The organism is Acaryochloris sp. 'Moss Beach', from assembly GCF_021497025.1.
In the GTDB taxonomy this organism is placed as follows: Bacteria; Cyanobacteriota; Cyanobacteriia; order Thermosynechococcales; family Thermosynechococcaceae; genus Acaryochloris; species Acaryochloris marina_A.
Genome location: NZ_CP071717.1, coordinates 1573615 through 1593795 on the forward strand (window position 1 = coordinate 1573615; position 20181 = coordinate 1593795).

Sequence of the window (20181 nt, forward strand, 5' to 3'; positions counted from 1 at the left end):
TATCTTATCGGTGGCTTGTTCCCAATACAGTCTGGAAGAAAACTGTGGCAACCAGCAAATCTATAGGCGATATATCGAGGAAAACATTAGGTCAGACTGGCTATGGTGCTCATTGATGCCTCTCGTTATGCAGCATCCCATCAAGATCAAGTAATTGAAGCGATCCAGCAACATCTGCTGTTGGTTAGTGTGCCCTTAGGGATAGCTATGGTGATTGGCGGATATGGGGGGTGGCAATGTGCCTGCTGGTCTCAACGCTCAGCCAAGCGATCCATAGTGCTGCTGAATTTGTTTAATGGACTGCGCGTTATTCCGAGTCTGGCAATCCTATTTTTGCTGATTCCCATATTGGGCCTCACCTTTCAAGCTGCGGCGCTTGCCCTCTGTCTATTAGCCATCCCGCCAATTTTATTGGCGACGGAAGTGGGCTTTAGAACCGTTCCAGCCACGGTTCGAGAGGTGGGATTAGCCATGGGCATGACCCCGTGGCAACTCTTTCGCCAAGTGGATTTACCCTTGGCACTACCTGTCATCCTATCAGGAGTCAAAACAGCCACCCTGGAAGTCATTGCCAGCGCAACTTTAGCCGCTTTTATCGGTACTGGCGGCTTAGGTGCGTTTATTACCCTCGGGTTTGCCCTCAATGAACCGGCAATTTTGCTGGTCGGAGCCATCCCGGTTGCCGGTATGGCTATCTTGGCAGAAGGATTATTGAATCATTTGCAACAATTACTGCGGCTACACGCTTAGTCATGAATCGTGCCGTCCGGCATGGTCGTCCCTTTTAGTAGAGCTTCATAGGGATTCGCACGACAAAGATTAGCACGATACAAATTAGCCCGGCAAAGGTTCGCTTTACGAAGGTTGGCTTCCAGGAAATTAGCCAAGCCTAAATTAGCTTCAATGAGGTTTGCCCCTTCTAAATTGGCCTGATTCGCGTTGGCCATATAGAAATTCACCCGCATCATATTGGCTTGAAAATAATCGGTGAGAGAGTTCTCTGTCGCTTTAAGATTGGCACCGACTAGGCTCGCTCTGCGGATGATGGCTTTGGATAAATTGGCTTTATGGCATTTAGATTGGGAAAGGTTTGTTTTGTACAAATCAGCCCCTTCCAAATTGGCACATTCAAGGTTAGCCGATTCTAAATTGGCATGAATCAGATCAGCCATCCGTAAGTTAGCCCCTTGTAAACTCGCTCGATGCAAGTTGGCTTGTCTCAGATCGGCCCCTTCTAAATTGGCATAGGTTAAATTGACCTGATCCAGATTGGCGGATTCTAGGATACATCCACTTAAGTTCGCCCCTTCCAGATCAGGGCGGACCAAGAGATTTTGCCCTCGCCAATTATTCCAAACTTCAATGCCTTGCTTGATCAAGTCGAGATGTTCTGCATTCGCCATTAGCTAGGCCTTTCTATGCGAGGAGGGCAAAAAATAGCGCCGGATAGAGGTGAATTAATGCTTTTTCTTTCGAGAATAGCTGGTTTCAATCAGTCCAGACTTTAGAGGTTCGCCTATTTCGCGCTCCATACGGATAATTTTGCGCGTTAAGTACTCAATGGTTTGGCGCTTAATCCACCCGCGTTCAACGAGGATATCACCAAAACGCATCCCAGTAGCCTCTTGATCATTTAAGGCTACATCGACTTGAGATTCAGAGACTAGTCCAGCGTCAATGAGATAACTCCCCAAGCGCTTAGTTAACGGATCATAGGACAGCATAAAGGTACTATTTGCGGTAAATCGACGTCAATGAATGAGTGCACGACCTGAATATTTTCTCTCTTTTTGAAAAGAGAAAGGCCGATATTCCTATACCTAAAATGCCCTTTTATCGGCATAAAAAGATCACTCAAATCAATTTCTGTTGGTTGCTAGAAACATTTATGTTAGCTCAATAGCATGAATGGCCTAGAACTTAGCCTTACAGGCCCGATAAGGCTTCATCCATAAATTCAACGTTGGCCGTGACGGACTGCACATCGTCCAGATCTTCTAAGGCGTCCATCAGACGAATAAGAGATTTGGCTTGATCGGGATCTGCGATCGCAACTGACGTTTCCCCAATCCAGCGTATTTCAGCATCTAGTACTTGAAAGTCTTGGGCTTTCAGCGCTTCAGTCACGATTTCTAATACCGTCACCTCTGTGCTCACTTCAGCAATCGCTTGATCATCTTCTTCCACAAACTCATAAGAATCTGCACCTGCTTCCACTAGGAATTCTAGAAGTTGATCTTCATCGACAGGCCCAAGGACTGAAATAACGCCCTGTTGATGAAACATCCAGCCGACACAGCCCGTCTCCCCCAAGTTACCGCCATACTTATTAAATGCTGCTCGCAAATCAGCCGCAGTCCGATTGCGATTATCAGTCATGGCTTCAATCAAGAGGGCAACACCACCCATGCCATACCCTTCGTAGCGAATTTCTTCCCACTGGTCTCCTTCTGCATCGAGTTGTCCTGAGCCCTTGGCAATAGCCCGGTCAATATTTTCATTTGGAATACCGGCTGCCTTGGCTTTATCAATGGCAGACCGCAACTGAAAATTACCGTTCGGGTCAGCAGAGCCATGGCGGGCTGCCACAATAATGGCTCTAGAGAGACGGGCAAACACTTTTCCTTTCTTGGCATCCACCCTCGCTTTTTGCCGCTTAATGTTTGCCCATTTACTATGTCCTGCCATGCGTAGCCCAAGCCGTCAATGATATGGAAGTATTTACGATTTTCATTATGGCACTGCCAGTCCCCTGAATAAGGCGACTGAATCCTGCATATTTATTCCTTTTGGAACAGATAACTTCATAGGATCAAAGTGAACAGGCTGGACATTTTTGCCAGCCTATTGAGCAGGATGTCGGTTGGATAACGTCACCAGCCGTCGAGCTTAAGGGATAATGGCAGGATGAGTAAATCCGATGGGTAACCTACAGGTACAGTTCCCTCTTTTCCCTTATTAGGAAAGAGGTTTGTTACTGCCATCGCTGTGTCCACCCAAGATTTAGTCATCACAAATGGCCACACCAGTAGGGAATACAACTGATATCCATGCAGCTAACTTCTGAGCAACCCCAATCTTTGCCCATATTGGGATTAGCAGTCGATATTCTGCCCGACTATACCCAATGGTTGGCAGCTCAGATTGCTCAGAACGAGGGACTCCATGTCGTCACCTTAAATGCAGAAATGACCATGCAGGCTCGGGAAAATCCTGAGTTAGCTCAGATTATCCAAGAGGCAGGTCTTGTAATCCCTGATGGGGCTGGGGTTGTCATGCATTTCCGCCTGCGTGGGCGCAAGATTGATCGTTGCCCTGGAATTGAAATGGCTGAGGCCTTTTTACAAGCTAGTGAACAGAACAATTGGTCCTTTTTCTTTTATGGCGGCGCGCCCGGTGTAACGGAGCAGGCAGCTCAAAAATGGCAGCAACAGCAGCCCACCATCAATATTGCAGGAACACAGAATGGTTACATTTCTGGCGAAGAACTAGACGATTTTTGCCAGACGCTCAAGCAACTGCAACCTCAAGTTATTTTTGTAGGTTTGGGAGTTCCCAGACAAGAATTCTGGATAGCAGAGCATCGCCATTTATGTCCCCATGCCATTTGGGTGGGGGTTGGTGGCAGCTTTGATATCTGGGCAGAAACGAAAACCCGCGCACCGAAATGGCTCTGTGACAACAACCTGGAATGGGTCTATCGCCTATATCAGGAACCTTGGCGCTGGCGGCGAATGCTAGCGTTACCACAGTTTGCTTGGTGCTCTTTAATGGATACCCTAAGTAAATAGCAATGACCCAAGCGACCTTTTCCACCTCTACCATGTCTTCGACTTTTAAGCGATTGAAAGCCCAAGTGGACACTCCGGCCAATGCCCATTACACCGTGCAGCTAAAAAACGTTTGCAAGGTATATGCCCAGACGCGGTTTAGTTTATTGGACATAAATTTAACTCTAAAGCAGGGAGATTTTCTGTTTGTAACTGGAGCCTCAGGTGCGGGCAAGACCACGCTCATGAAGCTTATTTATGGGGCTGAGCAAGCAGATCGCGGCGAAGTTAGAGTCGCTGGCACGAATGTTGGCTTACTGAAGGGGAATCGACTGTCCCACCTGCGTCGGAAGTTAGGGGTAGTGTTTCAAGACTATAAGTTGATCCCTCGCTGGACGGTGGCTGAGAATGTGGCATTTGTGTTGCGATCTCAAGGCGTTCCCAAAGCCGAAATAGACCGCCGCTTATATCCCACCTTAAAACTCGTAGGCCTGCAACAACGGGCCGACTGCTTCCCTAGTCAGCTATCTGGGGGTGAACAGCAGCGGGCCAGTATTGCCCGAGCCATTGTTGGTTCTCCCAAATTGCTCTTGGCCGATGAGCCCACCGGTAATTTAGATAAAGACAATGCCTTACAAGTCTTAGGGATTCTCAAAAAACTGAATAGCCTTGGCATTACAGTGGTAGTAACAACCCACGATATGGGACTGATTCAAGCGGTGAAAGCTCCCGTTGCTCAGCTCGATCAGGGGCGTTTACAGGTGGTACCCGCAGATCAGGTAATCTAATGCGTTCTCATCCGTTCCAAGTTCCTGAACAACTCAAGGTGGTGGCAACAAAGCTCACCTATTTGTTGCAAGAAACTGGAAGAGGGCTCAAACGGGGCGGCTGGATGAATTGGGCTGCGATCAGTACCGTTACAGTCTTGCTGTTCCTACTCGGCATCAGCTTACAAACCTCTTGGCAGGTCAGTGGCTTACTCAATAATTTAGGATCTCGATTTGAAGTTGCGGTTTATCTGAAGCCAGAGGCAACTGGAGCACAACTCAAATCCTCCATTTCTCAGTTTCCCGATGTCTCCAGCATTGAAGTTATTCCTAAAGATCAGGCTTGGAAAGAATTGCTGGCCGATCTGGGCACCACAGATATCGCCGGGGCCACCGAAGGGCTAGGAGAGAATCCCCTGGTCGATGCCCTCAAGGTACAGGCCAAGTCTGCAATCGCTGTCCCTACATTGGCTAAAAAGATTGCTCGCCTACGGGGGGTGGAAACCGTTCAGTATTTGGATGAAGCCCTGAAAAACCTCACACAACTGAATCGGGGGTTTAGTCAAATCAGTTTAGGGGTCGTGGCTTTGCTGACTTTGACAGCAATCGCCGTCATCACCACGACGATTCGACTGATTGTGGTCGCTCGCAACCAAGAAATTGAAGTCATGAAATTGGTAGGGGCAACCACCAGCTGGATCTATTTCCCTTTTGTGTTGCAGGGGATCACCTTTGGGTTAGTGGGCGCTGTCATTGCCTGGATATTTATTGTTGTCACCCGACAGCTGATGCGAACTGCCTTTGCACAGCAGCCTACTTTTTTACAAACCTTGGGAGAAGGGTTACAGCTTACCCCTTGGCAAGTCGTTGTGTTGCCACTCATTTTGTTAGGATTTGGCAGTGTTGTCGGGATTATCGGCAGTTTATTTGCAGTTCGCCGATTTGCCAGTAAGTAAACGCTTATCTACCAAAAAACCTCTGCCACCATCCTAGCTTTTGGGGAGGCCGCTGATGCTGAGCAAGTTCTTGGGTAAGACGCTGATTTGTTGCCCGTAGCTGAGCTATTTCAGCCGTCAAACTAACATTGCGCTGAAAAATTCTTTTTTGCTGTAACTCTAATTCGGTAATTTTTTGCTGAGCGAGTTCTAATTCTGGGTTAGGAGATGCTGGCTCAGACTGTGGCCATTGAGCATTTGACTTTTCAACTAAGCGTTGAGACGTTTCTAAAACCTCAGCATCAACTTCAGCAGAAGGTGTTTGCCAAGGATCATCACAATTATCAACAGATGGCATAGCTTAAGTGAATGAAAGCGAGAGAAACTATTGGCATTCTACACATATTTACAAAGATACAAATCCAAACAGAGAAATCAGTCTATAAGTTCAGAAAACAAGAGAAATCATCTAAATTTCCCAACGTACATATCAATATTGGTATTGTAGCTTGCCTTACAAATAGGACTTTTTACGAGCCCAGCGAGTACTTTGCCAAATTCGGAGACCAACGACAGCACCGATTAAAGCCCCTAATGACCATTTTATCGTCCGCTTCAACAATCCAGGCTGCTCATTTCGAGCTTGTTTAAGCGCCTCTTTAGCTTGACGGTCAATGGCAGCACGGGCGGGGGGATAACAAGCTAGGAATTTGAGCCTTGATATCAGGGAGGGACTGATTAGCATTTAACGCTACAGAAGGACGATTATTGAGTGCCCGACTGAGAAGACCCTGAAATTCATCTACAGAATTAGTCTGATCTAGCTTTTTTTCTAACTGCTGAACCAAGGCCAAACGTTGCACCTTAAAGGTATTAATTTCTTCTACCTTTAAATTGTGTATCCGCATAGAATTTACAAAACACAAAGGAATCATGGCCACTAAAAGAAGCGTTAGAGCTAAGGTGAGCCAGGTTAAGGCTTTGAGAATGAGTTTTTCGCCAGGACGACGATACTCTTGCTCTCCCCAAAACACCATAACAAAGCCAATGAGAGGGACAGGAATACGTTCTACAATGGCCCCAATACTGCGAAATTCCCAAACAGGATTCATCAAATTAATGGGGATGAGAATCGCCCCCAAATCCAGCAGGGCTAATAGAAGTAAGCCATAGCCTAGCCAGCGAATCAAAGTGATGGAACGAGATTGAGTGGCATAGGCCCGCCAAAGGCGATCCAGTTTAGGTTGAGTCATTGAGGTTGTGATCTGCTTCCGCCCAATCTTACGTCTTTAAAGCACTTCTTCAGGATTATCATCCTGAGCTTGGCGAACAATCCACCCACAAAACAGACCAAATAGTAAAACCGTCACCATAACAAAAACCAGGGCTCCATCATTACTGTGCCAATAGTCAAATAGAGCGGGGTCGTTTTTGGTCGAGAGAAGCGCCAGCAGGGCCACACGGATGCCATTAATGGCGAACCCCAGGGTAACCGCAACGATAGGAGCCACAATCTTCGCTGTAGTGGGTAGGGGAAACATCAGCAGAAAGATCACGGTAATGGCAAACATATAGGTCATTAAGTTCAAGCCTGAGCAAGAGGGAACCACCTTTACCGCTCCATCGGGCAGCTGGATTAAATCGTTGGTGAGTTGAACTGAAAAACCTGAGTACCAAAGTAAATAGGTCGAAAATTGAGCCGTGATGGGAGAAATATCGGGGATAAACTTCAGCAGTAGTTTCGGCAGACCGAGGCAAAAGAGGGTTAGTAATTCTGTTTGATATTGCCCCAAAGCCTGACAACCCGAGGCCAGAAGCATAATGCCGATGGCAGCGACAAAAGGGGCAAATGCCAGGTACCAGCCCGTCGGCGATCGCAAGCTTTGATAAAGGATTCCCCCCACAATGCAAGTGCCAAGCCCAAGGGACAGGATGTTGCTACCCAATTGCAGCTGTAATCGCCGATCCCAAAGACTGGACAAGGCCGCAAATAAAAACACCAGGCTCATGGCTAAGTGGGCTACTTTATCCGCTCTCAGATTGGCGGTGAAGTAAAGTGCCAGAAAGCAGCCCATCAAACCCAACAGGGCCATAACCGGGATTTTAATTTGATGACCTTTATAGATAGAAATATCCCTACTCGACATGGGCTGATATCACTCTCTTTCACCAGCAGCTAAAGAATATTCTCTAGGGTAGCAACTGTGAGAAGAAGACGAAGGGCCCAAACCTTAGCGTTCAGGTTGAGGGCCGTTATCCATAGCGATCAATCCACTGTTGCAACGCTTGGATCAATCGTTGGCTGTCCTGGTTATTCAAGTTATGGGCCAGAGCCAACGCTCGACTTTTGAAATTGACCATGACCGTTTCTTCTTCTCTCGCTAGAGGTACCGCATAGATATCAGCAATGTCTGTGTGGGGTTGAGACTGTTGCCAATAGGTCCACCCCAAAAGCTGATATTTGATGACTAATCGGTGGCCAAAACTTTCGATTACGGTGCTCGTCAAGTTCTGCTTTAGCCAATTGAGGCCTGTAAACCAAGGGACACTGCCTAGGCAGAGCAACAGCACCCCAATGCTAACGCCTCCTATATCTCCTGAAAAAAGGGCGTGGCGAGTATAGTTGAAGCCAATGGGCAACAGGGCCAGAACAACGATAGCTAAAGGTCCCAAAAGCGTCAAAAATGTCATCCCTGCAAGATCCTTCAATCTAGGTAAGGGTGAGGACCAAATGGGGTGGATCTGTACTTGTAAATGCTCAGGATCAGTATCAATTTGGAGCCGATGAGCGCTAGGTCCTTCAGCAGGAACCGGGACTATTTTTCGAGCACTCAGAGAGGGCAATGCCAATACTGCCGCTCTTGCTGACTTAAAACGATCGGCTAGGGCGGGAGCGGTCATCTTTTCCAGCCATGAAGCAAGGTGGTTTGTGAGAGTGAGGCGATGGCCGAAGGCCGGTCTGTGGCCATCGCGAAATTGTAATCGCATATCAGACTGAGCTAATTCGGCTGGAGCCAGTCCCGTTAATAGGTGAAGTAATGTCGCTCCCAAGCTATATAAGTCCGAGGCGGGGACGGCTTGGCCACCAAACTGCTCTATAGGGGTATAGCCATAGGTCCCCACAACCGTAAATGAGCACCCCGCTTGGGGTAATTGATTTTGAACTGCCCCAAAGTCCACCAGAAAGACGGTTTGGCTAGGCGCTAGGATCAGATTACTAGGTTTGATATCTCGATGGAGGATGGGGGGATTCTGCTCATGCAGGTAGATGAAAATCTCTAAAATTTGAGTGGCTAAATCGTAAATATCTGACTCTGAAAACCTTTGCCCTTGGTCAATCAACGTTTGTAAGTTGTTTCCTAAAATATATTCTTCAATCAAGCCTAACCAAGGTTCGGGGGTTTGGATGTGAAACGAATCGAGATATTGAGGGATTTGGGGATGATCCAACTGCTGGAGAACCTGAACTTCTCGTTCAAAAAGTTTCATCTCATCCCATGCCATCCCTCGCCCAAAGGCCAGGAACTTGATAATGACTGATGTGGGTTTAGGAGTGGCCCGATGATCTGTCGCTAACCATGTTTGTCGAGTCGGTTGCGCCCTCAACTGCTGCCGCAGTTGATATCTTTCCTGGATGACTTGCCCGGCCGTTAGCATAGTGGGTGAATTGCTTGGGTCTGACTAACATATCCCATCTCAATGATGATGGCTCAACAATGCAGACCTTAGACCTGCCTCAAAATCTTGTGGTTGAAGTAACTTGATAGGGTGAACAAAATTTTTCTATGGCGACTTATTTAGTGACAGGTGCCAATCGCGGTATTGGCTTAGAGTATTGCCGACAACTTCAGCAGCAGGGTGAAACGGTGATTGCAGCTTGCCGCAACTCATCCCCTGAGTTAGAAGCCCTGGGCATTCAGGTAGAGACCCAAGTGGATATCACCTCAGACACCTCTGTGGCGGATCTCGTTCAACGCTTGGCAGGGCAGCCCCTGGATGGACTAATCAATAATGCTGGGATTATAAATCGAGTTACTTTAGAGGCACTCGATATTGAGAGTATTCGCCTCCAGTATGAAGTGAATGCCATTGGTCCCTTACGTCTGACCCATGCCCTATTGCCCAATCTCCAATCGGGCTCCAAGGTGATTCTAATGACAAGCCGGATGGGCTCGATTGGTGACAATACCTCCGGTAGCTCCTATGGCTATCGCATGTCTAAAGTGGCCCTTTGTATGGCGGGGAAATCCCTATCCCATGATCTCAAGCCGAAAGGGATAGCCGTAGCAATTCTACATCCTGGCTTAGTTCAGACGCGGATGACCCGCTTTAATCCCCAAGGAATTCCCCCTGAACAGTCTGTAAAAGGATTATTGGCTCGAATCGATCAGTTGAACCTGGAAAACACGGGTACTTTCTGGCATGCCAATGGAGAGGTCTTGCCTTGGTAAAGGGGGGAGCTGAATGTTCTACTCCTCTTGTCGTCGCCAAAATTCAACATAAAACCTTGCATCTTTACTGGGTTGAACATCGTGTTGGACTTCGGGAAGGACGATCCCTTGGGTCTGAGGGTCTAAGGTTTCTTCAGTATGAAAGGGGTGGTGAATTCGGTAGATCAGTGTCCCTTTCACAACATGGATTAGGCCCCAAACCCCTCTTTTGGTCGCATGTTGCTGGCGTAATCCAGAGGGAATCGTTTCGGCAGTAAAGACTGGAGTTTGTTTGTAAGAAGCATAGCCATCAGGTATTGTTTTGCCATCGCACCATCCACAGTCCAATTCAGTCCCAATCCGAGACCTTCGACCAGCAGCCGTCATCACCCAAGGACAGGGAAAGAAAGGTGGATCATGACGGGTATGTTGGGCATGGCCACAATCTAGGTCTGCCACCCAATGGGATTCTTGATCTTGATGAAAGCCAACGATTGTTCGCAGCAACTGTTCTTCCCTCGGTTCCAGACCACAATCAAACTGTAGATCAATCTGAAATTTGACTATCCCCATCCTGGAGAAGCCTCGTCAGGCAAAGTTCTCTAAGATCTTAGCCGCGTAAAAAACACGATTTGGGCTGATAAGACAAATAGAAGTGCAATTCTTTTATGCGGGGAATGTCGGCTATGGCGCTCATTGATGACGTGAAACGATTATGTGATGGTCAAAGACCGGCCTTTGACCATCACATATCTGTATTTATAGGGGTCTTACCCCGCGTATTGGTCAACCGAAATCAGGAGGACTGGCAACTTGTCATCACTGCCTAAAGCCGATGTCGTCATAGTGGGTGGAGGGCCTGGCGGCACAGCGACAGCGATTCACTGTGCCCAAAAAGGTCTTCAGGTAACCCTCCTGGAACAAGCGGAGTTTCCCCGTTCCCATCCTGGCGAAACTTTACATCCAGGCATTGAACCTCTACTCAAGAAGCTGGGTGTCGCAGAGCAGGTGCTGAGCGCAGGCTTTTTGCGCCATCCAGGCCACTATATCGAGTGGCAAGGAGAACGGGAATTTCAGGCTTTTGGTGAAGATGAGCAGGGACCATGGTTGGGGTTTCAGGCGATGCGATCGCAGTTTGATTCCCTTCTACTAGAACAGGCCCAAACGCTAGGAGTTCAGATTCTGCAACCCTGTCGAGCATTAGAACCGATTGTGAACCAGGGACAGGTGAAAGGCCTCAATACCACATTAGGTTCTATAGACGCCGCTTTTGTAGTGGATGCTGCCGGCAGTTGCCAATGGTTAGCTCGAAAACTGGGGATTAGAACCACACCTTATTCTCCTCCCCTAAAAGCCTATTACGGCTATGCGACAGGAGAATGCCCAGAGCGGGACCAAGCCCCTTTAATCGCCTCTGATGCTGAGGGATGGACCTGGATTGCAAAGGTGGAACACCAACGCTATCAATGGACTCGATTGTCCTTTGATAGTCAACCCGATGCCCATTGGCATCCTGAAGATTTAGCCGATCTCTTTCCGGAAGGCAAAGCGCGAGCCGTAGACGTTACCTGGCGACTCGTAAACCCCGCTGCGGGTCCCGGTTATTTTTTGGTGGGGGATGCCGCTGCAGTCTTAGACCCGGCTTCCTCCCATGGCGTTCTCAAAGCGATGACCTCCGGCATGATGGCAGCTCATCTCATTGTGCAAAGTTTCCAACAAGGTGAACAGCTTCAACCGTCGCCAGCCAGCCGCTATTGTGCATGGCTGCGAACCAATTTTTACCATGACCTGATCCATTTACAAGGATTTTACGCACCCATCCTATCCGCTCTCTCTTCTTCACCCACCTTACAATCGACATCTTTTTAAAAGGAGAGTTACCTAACTTGAATTGCGACTCCTAATGGCAATAATAAAGTTACCCCTCACTCATCAGCAGAAACCTAGATATTGATTTCTAGTGGGAACCCTAATCCATGTACTCGTTTCTGAAGGCGTTTGACTTGTGAATAGAGGAATCATATCCCGTTCTGCTGCTGTGATTGTTCCCGTTGCTCAGGCAGCAGAACGCCTTCACCTCAGTCATTTATTGCGATGGATAGTGCTGATGGGCGTACGCGACTACCAACGCTACCTATCTCCCTACAAAGGATTCTCTTGTGCTCACAGACGGTTCTATGGGGGAATATCTTGCTCAGAATACTTTCGACGCTCAGTCCAGGATGATGGGCTAGCTGGTACGATACCTCGCTTTCAAAAGCGGTTGCGAGCCTGCAAAGGTGCGAGCCGCATCTTAAACGCAAGTTTGCCTAAATCTCAGAAACGTCGAAAGAAGCAAGAGTCCTGTGGGGATTGTGGTGCAGGATGGTGTGATAGTGCCTGCATTCCCCTAGATATTTGTGACGTATTTGAACTCTGCGATCTAGATTGTGATGTATTAGGCGGTTTAGATGGCTGTGGGGATTGCGGTGGATGTGACTGTGGCTAGAAATATTGACCAGAGTTGTACTGAACGACAAGGGGAACTCTGAGCCTAAAACCATCAATGGGGATTACATACAATGATGCAACCCCCATCTAATCAACCTGAAATCGACTGGCTTCTTGTGATCAGTGATTTACATTCAGCGGTTATCTCACTAATCCTGTAATTGTTAAGGCTTAAGCAGCCTTAACAATTAACGAAATATCCACACGATCTTTACTAGGCTCTTCGACTAAAGCATTAATCCCAGGGCCGAAGAAGCTCGCAAATCGGTCTTCTTTCTTTTTCCAGTTTTCAAACGGGACGTAGGGCGTTTCAAATTCCAGGACTAAAGTATATGCGCCCTCAGTATTATCTTCGCGTAGCCCCACCAAAACGGGACATTCATCAACAAAACTGGGTTTGAGCCCCAAGCGGTCTAGGGCAATATCCAAGTGCACAGTTTGTCCATAGCGATAGCGAGTAACATCCTGAACCACTTGATTTAAAGTTGGTGTGGCTTGAGCTTCCCGTAAAGCCAACATTTCACTAGAAGGCTCTTCTTTAAAAGAAATAGGCTCAAGTTCAGCCGCTTTTAAGGCCAAAGCGCCCACCAACACAGGTACACCCACAAAGAATGTGATCACATTCAGGGTCGTTTCATTATTGATGTACCCAGCCATTCCCAAGACAGAGAGAATGGTTCCAATAACTAAGCCAATGGTTGCGACTGAAGTCCGGCGCAGCATAATACCTCCATAATCGGGTCAAGAAAAAAGTAGAATCGCCCACTCTTAAGATTAACGGTAATTTGTAAACTGCAGGGCAACTGGCCAATCTTCTTGTTTTAGATTTTGCATGACTTGCTGTAAGTCATCCTTCGATTTGGAGGATACCCGGACAACCTCTCCCTGGATACTGGCTTGAACTTTTTTGTAGTCCGTGCGAATCAGTTTGGAAATTTTTTTCGCCAATTCGACATCAATACCCTTTTGGAGCTTAATGGCCTGTCGCACCCGGTTGCCGCTGGCTGATTCGATGGTGCCATAGTCAAAAATCTTCAGGGAAAGCTTGCGTTTAACTGCTTTAGTTTGCAGAACATTATGAACCGCATCCAGGGTAAATTCGCTATCCGTACTGATCGTGATTTCAGTTGGATCTAGCTTGATCTCCGTTTTAGTATCTTTCAGATCGTAGCGAGCCTTAATTTCTCGATTGGCTTGATCAATCGCATTGACCAATTCCTGCCATTCAAATTCACTAACAATATCAAAAGAACAAGTTGCAGCCATAATTTTCTCAACTGATTTGGAAAGTCTTACTTAGTATTTAATTGAGGTCCGAGGACCGGCTTTTCTGCTACTCTCCCGAATGACTGCCTCTGTCAGTGTTTAACTGAAGCCATTCCTACTCAACTCATAGGCAAAAAGTATCCGGTCTTGCAGAAAATTTTACCAAAAGTGACAGGTCTACTCTAGAATCAGCAACTTTCGATGATTCCCTCCACAAGTCGAACATTTTTTTGCGATGATTGACACTGTAGAGCTTACCTTTATTGGTTAGAAACTGAATTCAGAGGTTGGAGCATGGGCATCGCAACAGTTAATCCGACAACCTTAGAAACACTTCAATCTTTCTCAGCTCTTTCTCCTGAAACCATTCAATTAAAGTTAGCGCAATCTGAATCGGCATTCCAGTCCTATCGGCATACCAGCTTTGACGATAGACGCCAGTGGTTATTACGAGCTGCTGATATGTTGGAAAATCCTGACAAAAGTCAGCAATATGCTGCCCTAATGACCTTAGAAATGGGCAAACCGATTCAAGAAGCCCTGGGGGAAGTGAAAAAATGCGCTTGGGTCTGTCGATACTATGCAGAACAAGCCCCCCTATTTCTGGCTAGCCAGACCATAGAAACGGATGCCCAAGAGTCTTGGGTCTGTTATCAACCCCTGGGAATTATATTGGCGGTTATGCCATGGAATTTTCCCTTTTGGCAGGTCTTCCGGTTTGCTGCTCCAGCTCTGATGGCCGGAAATGTAGGCATCCTGAAACATGCCTCCAATGTCCCTCAATGTGCTTTAGCCATTGAACAAATCCTAGTAGAGGCAGGGTTTCCAGAAGGCGTATTCCAAACTTTATTAATCTCTGCACAGCAAGTAGAAATGGTGGTTAAAGATGATCGGGTAAAAGCAGCAACCCTGACGGGGAGCGAACCTGCAGGAGCTAGTTTAGCGGCGATCGCAGGGAGTCAGATCAAAAAAACAGTCCTAGAACTGGGAGGCAGTGATCCCTTCATCGTCTTAGCTAGCGCTGATGTAGACGCAGCAGTTACCACGGCAGTGAAAGCGCGGATGTTGAATACAGGACAGTCCTGTATTGCAGCAAAACGATTTATTGTGGCAGATGCGATCGCAGATCAGTTTCAAGAAAAATTTGTTGCCGCATTTAGCAAGCTAACTCTAGGCGATCCCATGAGTCCCCAAACCGATGTCGGCCCCTTGGCGACCACAAGTATTCTTGAAGAACTAGAACAGCAAGTCCAAATTGCCGTTGCTCACGGTGCTCAAGTACTGCTTGGTGGCCAGCGGCCAGACTTACCTGGAAATTTTTACCAACCCACAATTCTGTCAGACATCACCAAAGACAACCCAATTTACTCGCAGGAATGCTTTGGTCCAGTGGCTCTAGTCTTTCGAGTTACTGATATGGAAGCCGCCATTACCCTAGCCAACGATAGCCCCTTTGGATTAGGGGCCAGTGCCTGGACCACAGATCCACAAGAGCAAGACCTCCTGATCAAGCACTTAGATGCAGGCGCTGTCTTTATCAACGGTATGGTCAAGTCTGATCCCCGCCTTCCCTTTGGCGGCATCAAACGCTCTGGCTATGGCCGAGAATTAGGCATTCAAGGCATTCATGAATTCGTTAACATCAAAACCGTATGGGTGAAGTGAGCCATTTTTAATGAATACAGCAGAATTGTTGGTCAAATGTCTGGAAAACGAAGGTGTTGAGTATATTTTTGGGTTGCCGGGAGAGGAAAACCTCCAAGTCCTAGAAGCCCTGCGAAACTCCTCTATCCAATTCATCACCACCCGCCATGAGCAGGGGGCTGCTTTTATGGCCGATGTATACGGTCGATTAACCGGGAGAGCAGGGGTTTGCCTATCGACCCTAGGCCCAGGGGCCACCAACCTAATGACTGGCGTTGCAGATGCCAACTTAGATGGAGCGCCCTTAGTTGCAATTACCGGACAAGTCGGCACCGATCGGATGCATATCGAGTCCCACCAGTATTTAGATTTGGTGGCTATGTTTAATCCGGTTACCAAATGGAGCTCTCAAATTGTTCGTCCCAGCAATACCCCAGAAATTGTGCGGCGCGCCTTCAAACGAGCCCAGGCAGAAAAGCCCGGAGCCGTTCATATTGATTTACCAGAAAACATTGCCGCCATGCCCGCTGAAGGCATGCCACTGCAGCAAGATAGCCTGATACGCAGCTTTGCCTCACCCCGCAATCTAGAGCAGGCAGCAGAAATGATTTCTCAGGCCACTAATCCTTTGATCTTGGTGGGCAATGGGGCGATTAGAGCCAAGGCTAGCGAGGCTCTCACCCAATTTGCAACCGAATTGAATATTCCCGTGGCCAATACTTTTATGGGCAAAGGGGTCATTCGCTATACCCATCCCTTAGCCTTATGGACGGTAGGATTACAACAGCGAGACTATATTAGCTGTGGCTTTGATCGGACGGATCTCGTCATTGCCGTGGGCTATGACTTAATCGAGTTTTCTCCTAAAAAGTGGAATCCTGACGGCACCATTCCCATTGTGCATGTGGGGGCAGAGCCCGCTGAAATCGACAGTAGCTATATCCCTAAAACTGAAGTAGTAGGAGATATCTCTGATTCCCTAATCGAAATTCTCCGACGGGCTGATCGCCATAGCAAACCGGATCCCTATGGGGTCGAGCTTAGGCCACAAATCCGAGCAGACTATGAGGAGTATGCCAGCGATGAACACTTCCCCCTACGCCCGCAAAAACTGATTTATGACCTCCGAGCAGTTCTCGCCTCCGAAGACATTGTGATCTCTGATGTCGGCGCTCACAAAATGTGGATGGCCCGTCATTACCATTGTGATCGGCCTAATACCTGTTTAATTTCTAATGGGTTCGCCGCCATGGGGATTGCTATTCCTGGTGCATTAGCAGCCAAATTAGTCTATCCAGATCGCCATGTTGTGGCTGTGACCGGCGATGGTGGCTTCATGATCAATATGCAGGAATTGGAAACAGCATTACGTCTCGGTGTTGCTTTCACCACAATCATTTTCAATGATGGCGGGTATGGTTTGATTGAGTGGAAACAACAACAATATTACGGAGAAGCTTCTTTTATTAAGTTTGGCAATCCTGATTTTGTACGGCTTGCAGAAAGCATGGGACTCAAGGGTTATCGAGTAGAATCTAGTGCTGATTTTATGCCTTGTCTAGAGTCTGCATTGGCCCAAGACGTGCCAACAATTGTGGATTGTCCAATTGACTACAAAGAGAATTTAATGTTTAGTCAAAAATCAGGTGAGATTGCTTGTATTAACTAAACTTTTTTATCCAGAGTAGATAACCATTTTCTTGAGTTTTGTGGGAAACGATCATTTTTAATTCCTCAGGGATTAGGATTTGATCGACCGCCCGGTTAGGATGGTAAAAAAATACAATCAGGTTTCACCCACCTGCTGCTCGATTATCATTCCGAAGTCTATGAGTTCCTCTAGCGAACAGCCACCTAAGTCAACTCGTCACACCCAAAAGAAATCTGTTGATATGGACCCCCAAACGGTGTCAGATGAACAGTCTAATACTCCCATGGATGAGACTCAAGAGACTCATGTGGACGGTATGCAATTAAAAGGTCCACCCCGTCGCCCTGTAGCTAAAGCCCCCCCCCCTCCTCCAGCTACCGAGGTAGTCTCTGTAGAAAAAAGAAGAACCGGCTGCGGATGTCGCTAGTGATGTACCTGAGACCCTAGGACAGCAACCCATTCCACCGCCCAGTGAGCCGATGCAATATCGGGCGATTGGGTTAATCAAGGGGAAGTACCGACCTTCAGAAGAGCAATTTAATCGAGGAGACCTGATTACAGAAGACGAAACCTACTTAGATGCGGTTTTGTTGGGTCAGGTGATGAGTCTGGTCAAAAAATATCTAGATTTAGAGCAAACCTACTTGTGGGTTGTTTATCCTCGGACACGCGAGAAAGAAGAAACGCTGCATATGCAGATTGTCGGCGTTTGGTCAACGGAAGGATTTGGTCCCGTGGCTGCGGCAGAAGAGTCTGAAACGCCTGAAGAACCAGCAGTGCCTGAAGAGCCTAGCCAGCTTGCTGCCCCTCTTCAAGATGGTTATTTTTCCATCCGGGGTGAGATTGTTTTCCAATCCACTGAGAGAAACTATTTATTGGTCAAAATTCAGCAATCTCCTCGAAAAAGTTCAGATCGCCCCAAAGCATTTAAGCTCAAGCTCACTGGCAGTCTAAAGGATAAAGCAATGGGCTATTTTTGGGACTTGCATGTACTGCGGCAAGGGGAAGAATTAACGATTTTAAATGGACAAAAAGTAGCGCTTGTACCACCCAAACGCAAATCAAAACAAGAAAGAAGCGAGTCTCATAGTCCCCCCCCCCAGAAAGTTTAGCTCCCCTCGCCCCCCATCAAACTTCGGACAAGCCTCGCCCAGTTGGCAAGCCCATTATTAAGCGCCGCTCCTCTCCAGAATCGGAATGATGGCATTGAGCCACCAAACACTTACAACTCTCTAGAAGCTGCAGTGAGTAGGAGCTGGCCAGCGATACGCTGCGCCTGTCAAGATTCAAGTCTTTGTGAGACTTTGACAGGGCAATTTGGCTTTGTTAGTCTAGCTAAATCGTTCTGGAATGGTTACTGGTGTGGATATTCAAATTGGCCGTGGCAAAACGGCACGTAGAGCATATGGAATTGACGAAATTGCCCTTTCACCAGGACAACGAACCCTAGATCCACAACTGGCAGATACCCAGTGGCAAATCGGTGGTATTCAGCGGGAGATCCCCATTCTAGCGAGTGCGATGGATGGGGTCGTGGACGTCAAAATGGCAGTTCGTCTGTCAGAGTTAGGCGCTCTAGGTGTATTGAATCTGGAAGGAATTCAAACCCGTTACAGCGATCCAGAGCCCATTCTGGACAAAATTGCTGGGGTTGATGTGAATGGCTTTGTGCCACTCATGCAAGAACTCTACGCAGAACCCATCAAACCTGAACTAATTCGTGAGCGGATCACCCAGATCAAGTCTCAAGGAGGCATTGCAGCGGTGAGTGCAACCCCTGTAGGGGCCAGTCGATTTGGGCAAGCTGTGGTCGAAGCAGGTGCAGATTTATTTTTTATCCAAGCAACGGTCGTTTCCACTGATCACGTATCTCCAGAAAGTGTTACCCCCCTTGATCTGGCTAAGTTTTGCCAAGAGTTGCCGATACCTGTGGTCATGGGAAATTGTGTAACCTACGAAGTCACTAAAAGCTTGATGCAGGCAGGTGCTGCAGCAGTCTTGGTGGGTATTGGTCCTGGTGCAGCTTGTACAACCCGAGGCGTATTGGGAGTGGGGGTTCCTCAAGCAACTGCAATCTCAGATTGTGCTGCCGCTCGGGATGACCATTTTCGCGAGACCAACCAATATATTCCGATCATTGCGGATGGGGGCCTGATTACTGGCGGTGACGTTTGCAAATGTATTGCCTGTGGTGCCGATGCGATTATGATGGGCTCACCCATTGCGAGAGCCACAGAAGCACCCGGGCGAGGATTCCACTGGGGGATGGCAACACCTAGTCCTGTGTTGCCCCGAGGGACACGGATTCGGGTCGGGACAACCGGTACCCTAGAGCAAATCTTGCGGGGACCGGCCCAATTGGATGATGGCACCCATAACTTCCTTGGATCCTTGCAAACCAGCATGGGTACCTTAGGCGCCAAAGACATCAAACAGATGCAGCAAGTGGAGGTGGTGGTTGCCCCATCTCTGCTGACAGAAGGGAAGGTCTATCAGGCTGCCCAAAAACTAGGTATGGGTAAATAACAAAAATTTGCCAAACTTAACACGTTTAGACGCCGATCTTTGACAAAAAAGGTATGGCAAACGTGAATTGGTTGCCTAGAATGGGTATAGCGGAGACACATGTTTCCGTTCACTCCTCACACCACACTCCGCCTGAGCAGTTGTTCGGGCGGCTTCCTCATTTTAGGCGGTGATATCGGCATTTTGATTGTTAATTTTCTGTTTATGTCTAGGTGGGGTTGAACCTGCTATGGTACAAATCGTAGATAAGCTACAGTCGATAAAGGTTTCTAAGCATGTCATCAGCTGCCCCAGTCACAGATGCCACATTCAAAGAAGAAGTCATTGAAAGTGACGTTCCTGTTCTAGTTGATTTTTGGGCACCTTGGTGCGGACCTTGTCGAATGGTTGCTCCCGTCGTTGATGAAATCTCTGAGCAATATAAAGGTCAAGTCAAGGTTGTAAAAATCAACACGGATGAAAATCCTAATGTTGCGAGTCAGTATGGGATTCGTAGTATTCCTACCCTCATGGTCTTTAAGGGAGGACAGCGGGTCGATATGGTTGTCGGAGCTGTTCCCAAAACAACTTTGGCCAGTACCTTAGATAAGTATCTCTAGTTTTTAAATTTTCTCGGGTTCTAACATGGGATCCGTTCACTGCAACTAAGATTGGCAGTTTATTCAAACCATTAAAGTGGCCCTTAGCTAATTGGCTAAGGGC

At 47.6% G+C, this 20181-nt stretch carries 24 protein-coding genes; 14 read left to right on the forward strand and 10 right to left on the reverse strand.

Annotation, left to right across the window (positions count from 1 at the left end):
• Nucleotides 1–102: 102 nt before the first annotated feature.
• Entirely contained in the window at nucleotides 103–750 is a 648-nt protein-coding gene (locus HRE53_RS07245) for an ABC transporter permease (RefSeq protein WP_235109724.1), read from the forward strand.
• Here HRE53_RS07245 and HRE53_RS07250 read toward each other — a convergent pair.
• The 3 genes from HRE53_RS07250 to HRE53_RS07260 all read right to left on the reverse strand — a co-directional run bounded on the left by HRE53_RS07250 (nucleotide 747) and on the right by HRE53_RS07260 (nucleotide 2688).
• Nucleotides 747–1403, reverse strand: coding sequence for a pentapeptide repeat-containing protein (locus HRE53_RS07250; protein ID WP_212662846.1), 657 nt, complete (start codon nucleotides 1401–1403; stop codon nucleotides 747–749). The two genes, HRE53_RS07245 and HRE53_RS07250, sit on opposite strands and share 4 nt — an antisense overlap.
• A 54-nt stretch (nucleotides 1404–1457) precedes the next feature.
• The gene (locus HRE53_RS07255; protein WP_212662847.1) at nucleotides 1458–1724 is read right to left on the reverse strand and encodes a hypothetical protein; all 267 of its coding nucleotides are present in this window, start codon (nucleotides 1722–1724) and stop codon (nucleotides 1458–1460) included.
• 202 nt (nucleotides 1725–1926) lie between these two features.
• Nucleotides 1927–2688, reverse strand: a complete 762-nt coding sequence (locus tag HRE53_RS07260; protein ID WP_235109725.1) for a YebC/PmpR family DNA-binding transcriptional regulator — start codon at nucleotides 2686–2688, stop codon at nucleotides 1927–1929.
• 362 nt (nucleotides 2689–3050) lie between these two features.
• On the opposite strand from HRE53_RS07260, the gene HRE53_RS07265 reads away from it, so the two are divergent.
• The 3 genes from HRE53_RS07265 to HRE53_RS07275 are packed head-to-tail and all read left to right on the forward strand — an operon-like array spanning nucleotide 3051 to nucleotide 5493.
• Nucleotides 3051–3791 carry a WecB/TagA/CpsF family glycosyltransferase gene (locus HRE53_RS07265; RefSeq protein WP_235109727.1) on the forward strand — a complete coding sequence of 247 codons (741 nt, stop codon included), beginning with the start codon at nucleotides 3051–3053 and terminating at the stop codon, nucleotides 3789–3791.
• A 2-nt stretch (nucleotides 3792–3793) separates the two neighbouring features.
• Nucleotides 3794–4558, forward strand: coding sequence for a cell division ATP-binding protein FtsE (ftsE, locus tag HRE53_RS07270; RefSeq protein WP_235109728.1), 765 nt, complete (start codon nucleotides 3794–3796; stop codon nucleotides 4556–4558).
• Nucleotides 4558–5493, forward strand: a complete 936-nt coding sequence (locus HRE53_RS07275; RefSeq protein WP_212662851.1) for an ABC transporter permease — start codon at nucleotides 4558–4560, stop codon at nucleotides 5491–5493. Before ftsE ends, HRE53_RS07275 begins: the two co-directional genes overlap by 1 nt.
• A gap of 4 nt (nucleotides 5494–5497) precedes the next feature.
• Here the strand turns inward: HRE53_RS07275 and HRE53_RS07280 are convergent, their stop codons facing one another.
• The 4 genes from HRE53_RS07280 to HRE53_RS07295 form a co-directional block, all read right to left on the reverse strand.
• On the reverse strand, nucleotides 5498–5830 hold the full coding sequence (locus HRE53_RS07280; RefSeq protein ID WP_235109729.1) for a hypothetical protein: 333 nt from the start codon (nucleotides 5828–5830) through the stop codon (nucleotides 5498–5500).
• A 313-nt stretch (nucleotides 5831–6143) separates the two neighbouring features.
• On the reverse strand, nucleotides 6144–6725 hold the full coding sequence (locus HRE53_RS07285) for an HpsJ family protein (RefSeq protein ID WP_235109730.1): 582 nt from the start codon (nucleotides 6723–6725) through the stop codon (nucleotides 6144–6146).
• Between the two features lie 36 nt (nucleotides 6726–6761).
• A complete protein-coding gene (gene crtA, locus HRE53_RS07290; RefSeq protein ID WP_235109731.1) occupies nucleotides 6762–7619 on the reverse strand; it encodes a cyanoexosortase A in 858 nt (285 codons plus the stop codon).
• Between the two features lie 106 nt (nucleotides 7620–7725).
• Complete coding sequence (locus HRE53_RS07295) at nucleotides 7726–9129, reverse strand: serine/threonine-protein kinase (protein WP_235109732.1); 1404 nt, start codon at nucleotides 9127–9129, stop codon at nucleotides 7726–7728.
• A 128-nt stretch (nucleotides 9130–9257) separates the two neighbouring features.
• Between HRE53_RS07295 and HRE53_RS07300 the strand changes: the two genes are divergently transcribed.
• Complete coding sequence (locus tag HRE53_RS07300) at nucleotides 9258–9923, forward strand: SDR family oxidoreductase (RefSeq protein ID WP_235109733.1); 666 nt, start codon at nucleotides 9258–9260, stop codon at nucleotides 9921–9923.
• An 18-nt stretch (nucleotides 9924–9941) separates the two neighbouring features.
• Here HRE53_RS07300 and HRE53_RS07305 read toward each other — a convergent pair whose 3' ends face one another.
• A complete protein-coding gene (locus HRE53_RS07305) occupies nucleotides 9942–10475 on the reverse strand; it encodes a DUF3565 domain-containing protein (protein ID WP_235109734.1) in 534 nt (177 codons plus the stop codon).
• A gap of 113 nt (nucleotides 10476–10588) precedes the next feature.
• On the opposite strand from HRE53_RS07305, the gene HRE53_RS07310 reads away from it, so the two are divergent.
• The 3 genes from HRE53_RS07310 (at nucleotide 10589) to yidD (ending at nucleotide 12390) form a co-directional block, all read left to right on the forward strand.
• On the forward strand, nucleotides 10589–10732 hold the full coding sequence (locus HRE53_RS07310) for a hypothetical protein (RefSeq protein ID WP_212662857.1): 144 nt from the start codon (nucleotides 10589–10591) through the stop codon (nucleotides 10730–10732).
• A complete protein-coding gene (locus tag HRE53_RS07315; protein ID WP_212662858.1) occupies nucleotides 10716–11771 on the forward strand; it encodes an NAD(P)/FAD-dependent oxidoreductase in 1056 nt (351 codons plus the stop codon). The genes HRE53_RS07310 and HRE53_RS07315 overlap by 17 nt, the downstream gene beginning before the upstream one ends.
• Nucleotides 11772–11907: 136 nt before the next feature.
• Nucleotides 11908–12390, forward strand: coding sequence for a membrane protein insertion efficiency factor YidD (yidD, locus tag HRE53_RS07320; RefSeq protein ID WP_235109737.1), 483 nt, complete (start codon nucleotides 11908–11910; stop codon nucleotides 12388–12390).
• Nucleotides 12391–12563: 173 nt separating this feature from the next.
• Here yidD and HRE53_RS07325 read toward each other — a convergent pair whose 3' ends face one another.
• Nucleotides 12564–13115, reverse strand: coding sequence for a DUF2854 domain-containing protein (locus tag HRE53_RS07325; RefSeq protein ID WP_212662860.1), 552 nt, complete (start codon nucleotides 13113–13115; stop codon nucleotides 12564–12566).
• A 51-nt stretch (nucleotides 13116–13166) separates the two neighbouring features.
• Nucleotides 13167–13658 carry a YajQ family cyclic di-GMP-binding protein gene (locus HRE53_RS07330; protein ID WP_212662861.1) on the reverse strand — a complete coding sequence of 164 codons (492 nt, stop codon included), beginning with the start codon at nucleotides 13656–13658 and terminating at the stop codon, nucleotides 13167–13169.
• Nucleotides 13659–13952: 294 nt separating this feature from the next.
• On the opposite strand from HRE53_RS07330, the gene HRE53_RS07335 reads away from it, so the two are divergent.
• From HRE53_RS07335 to trxA, 6 genes are all read left to right on the forward strand, one after another.
• Nucleotides 13953–15323 carry an NAD-dependent succinate-semialdehyde dehydrogenase gene (locus HRE53_RS07335; protein ID WP_212662862.1) on the forward strand — a complete coding sequence of 457 codons (1371 nt, stop codon included), beginning with the start codon at nucleotides 13953–13955 and terminating at the stop codon, nucleotides 15321–15323.
• A gap of 10 nt (nucleotides 15324–15333) precedes the next feature.
• On the forward strand, nucleotides 15334–16971 hold the full coding sequence (locus tag HRE53_RS07340; protein ID WP_235109739.1) for an acetolactate synthase large subunit: 1638 nt from the start codon (nucleotides 15334–15336) through the stop codon (nucleotides 16969–16971).
• A 160-nt stretch (nucleotides 16972–17131) separates the two neighbouring features.
• Nucleotides 17132–17380, forward strand: a complete 249-nt coding sequence (locus HRE53_RS07345; RefSeq protein WP_235109740.1) for a hypothetical protein — start codon at nucleotides 17132–17134, stop codon at nucleotides 17378–17380.
• A 52-nt stretch (nucleotides 17381–17432) separates the two neighbouring features.
• Entirely contained in the window at nucleotides 17433–18065 is a 633-nt protein-coding gene (locus tag HRE53_RS07350; RefSeq protein WP_235109741.1) for a hypothetical protein, read from the forward strand.
• A 250-nt stretch (nucleotides 18066–18315) separates the two neighbouring features.
• On the forward strand, nucleotides 18316–19479 hold the full coding sequence (locus HRE53_RS07355; RefSeq protein ID WP_212666369.1) for a GuaB3 family IMP dehydrogenase-related protein: 1164 nt from the start codon (nucleotides 18316–18318) through the stop codon (nucleotides 19477–19479).
• A 275-nt stretch (nucleotides 19480–19754) separates the two neighbouring features.
• The gene (trxA, locus tag HRE53_RS07360; protein ID WP_010472447.1) at nucleotides 19755–20078 is read left to right on the forward strand and encodes a thioredoxin; all 324 of its coding nucleotides are present in this window, start codon (nucleotides 19755–19757) and stop codon (nucleotides 20076–20078) included.
• The last annotated feature ends 103 nt before the right edge of the window (nucleotides 20079–20181 follow it).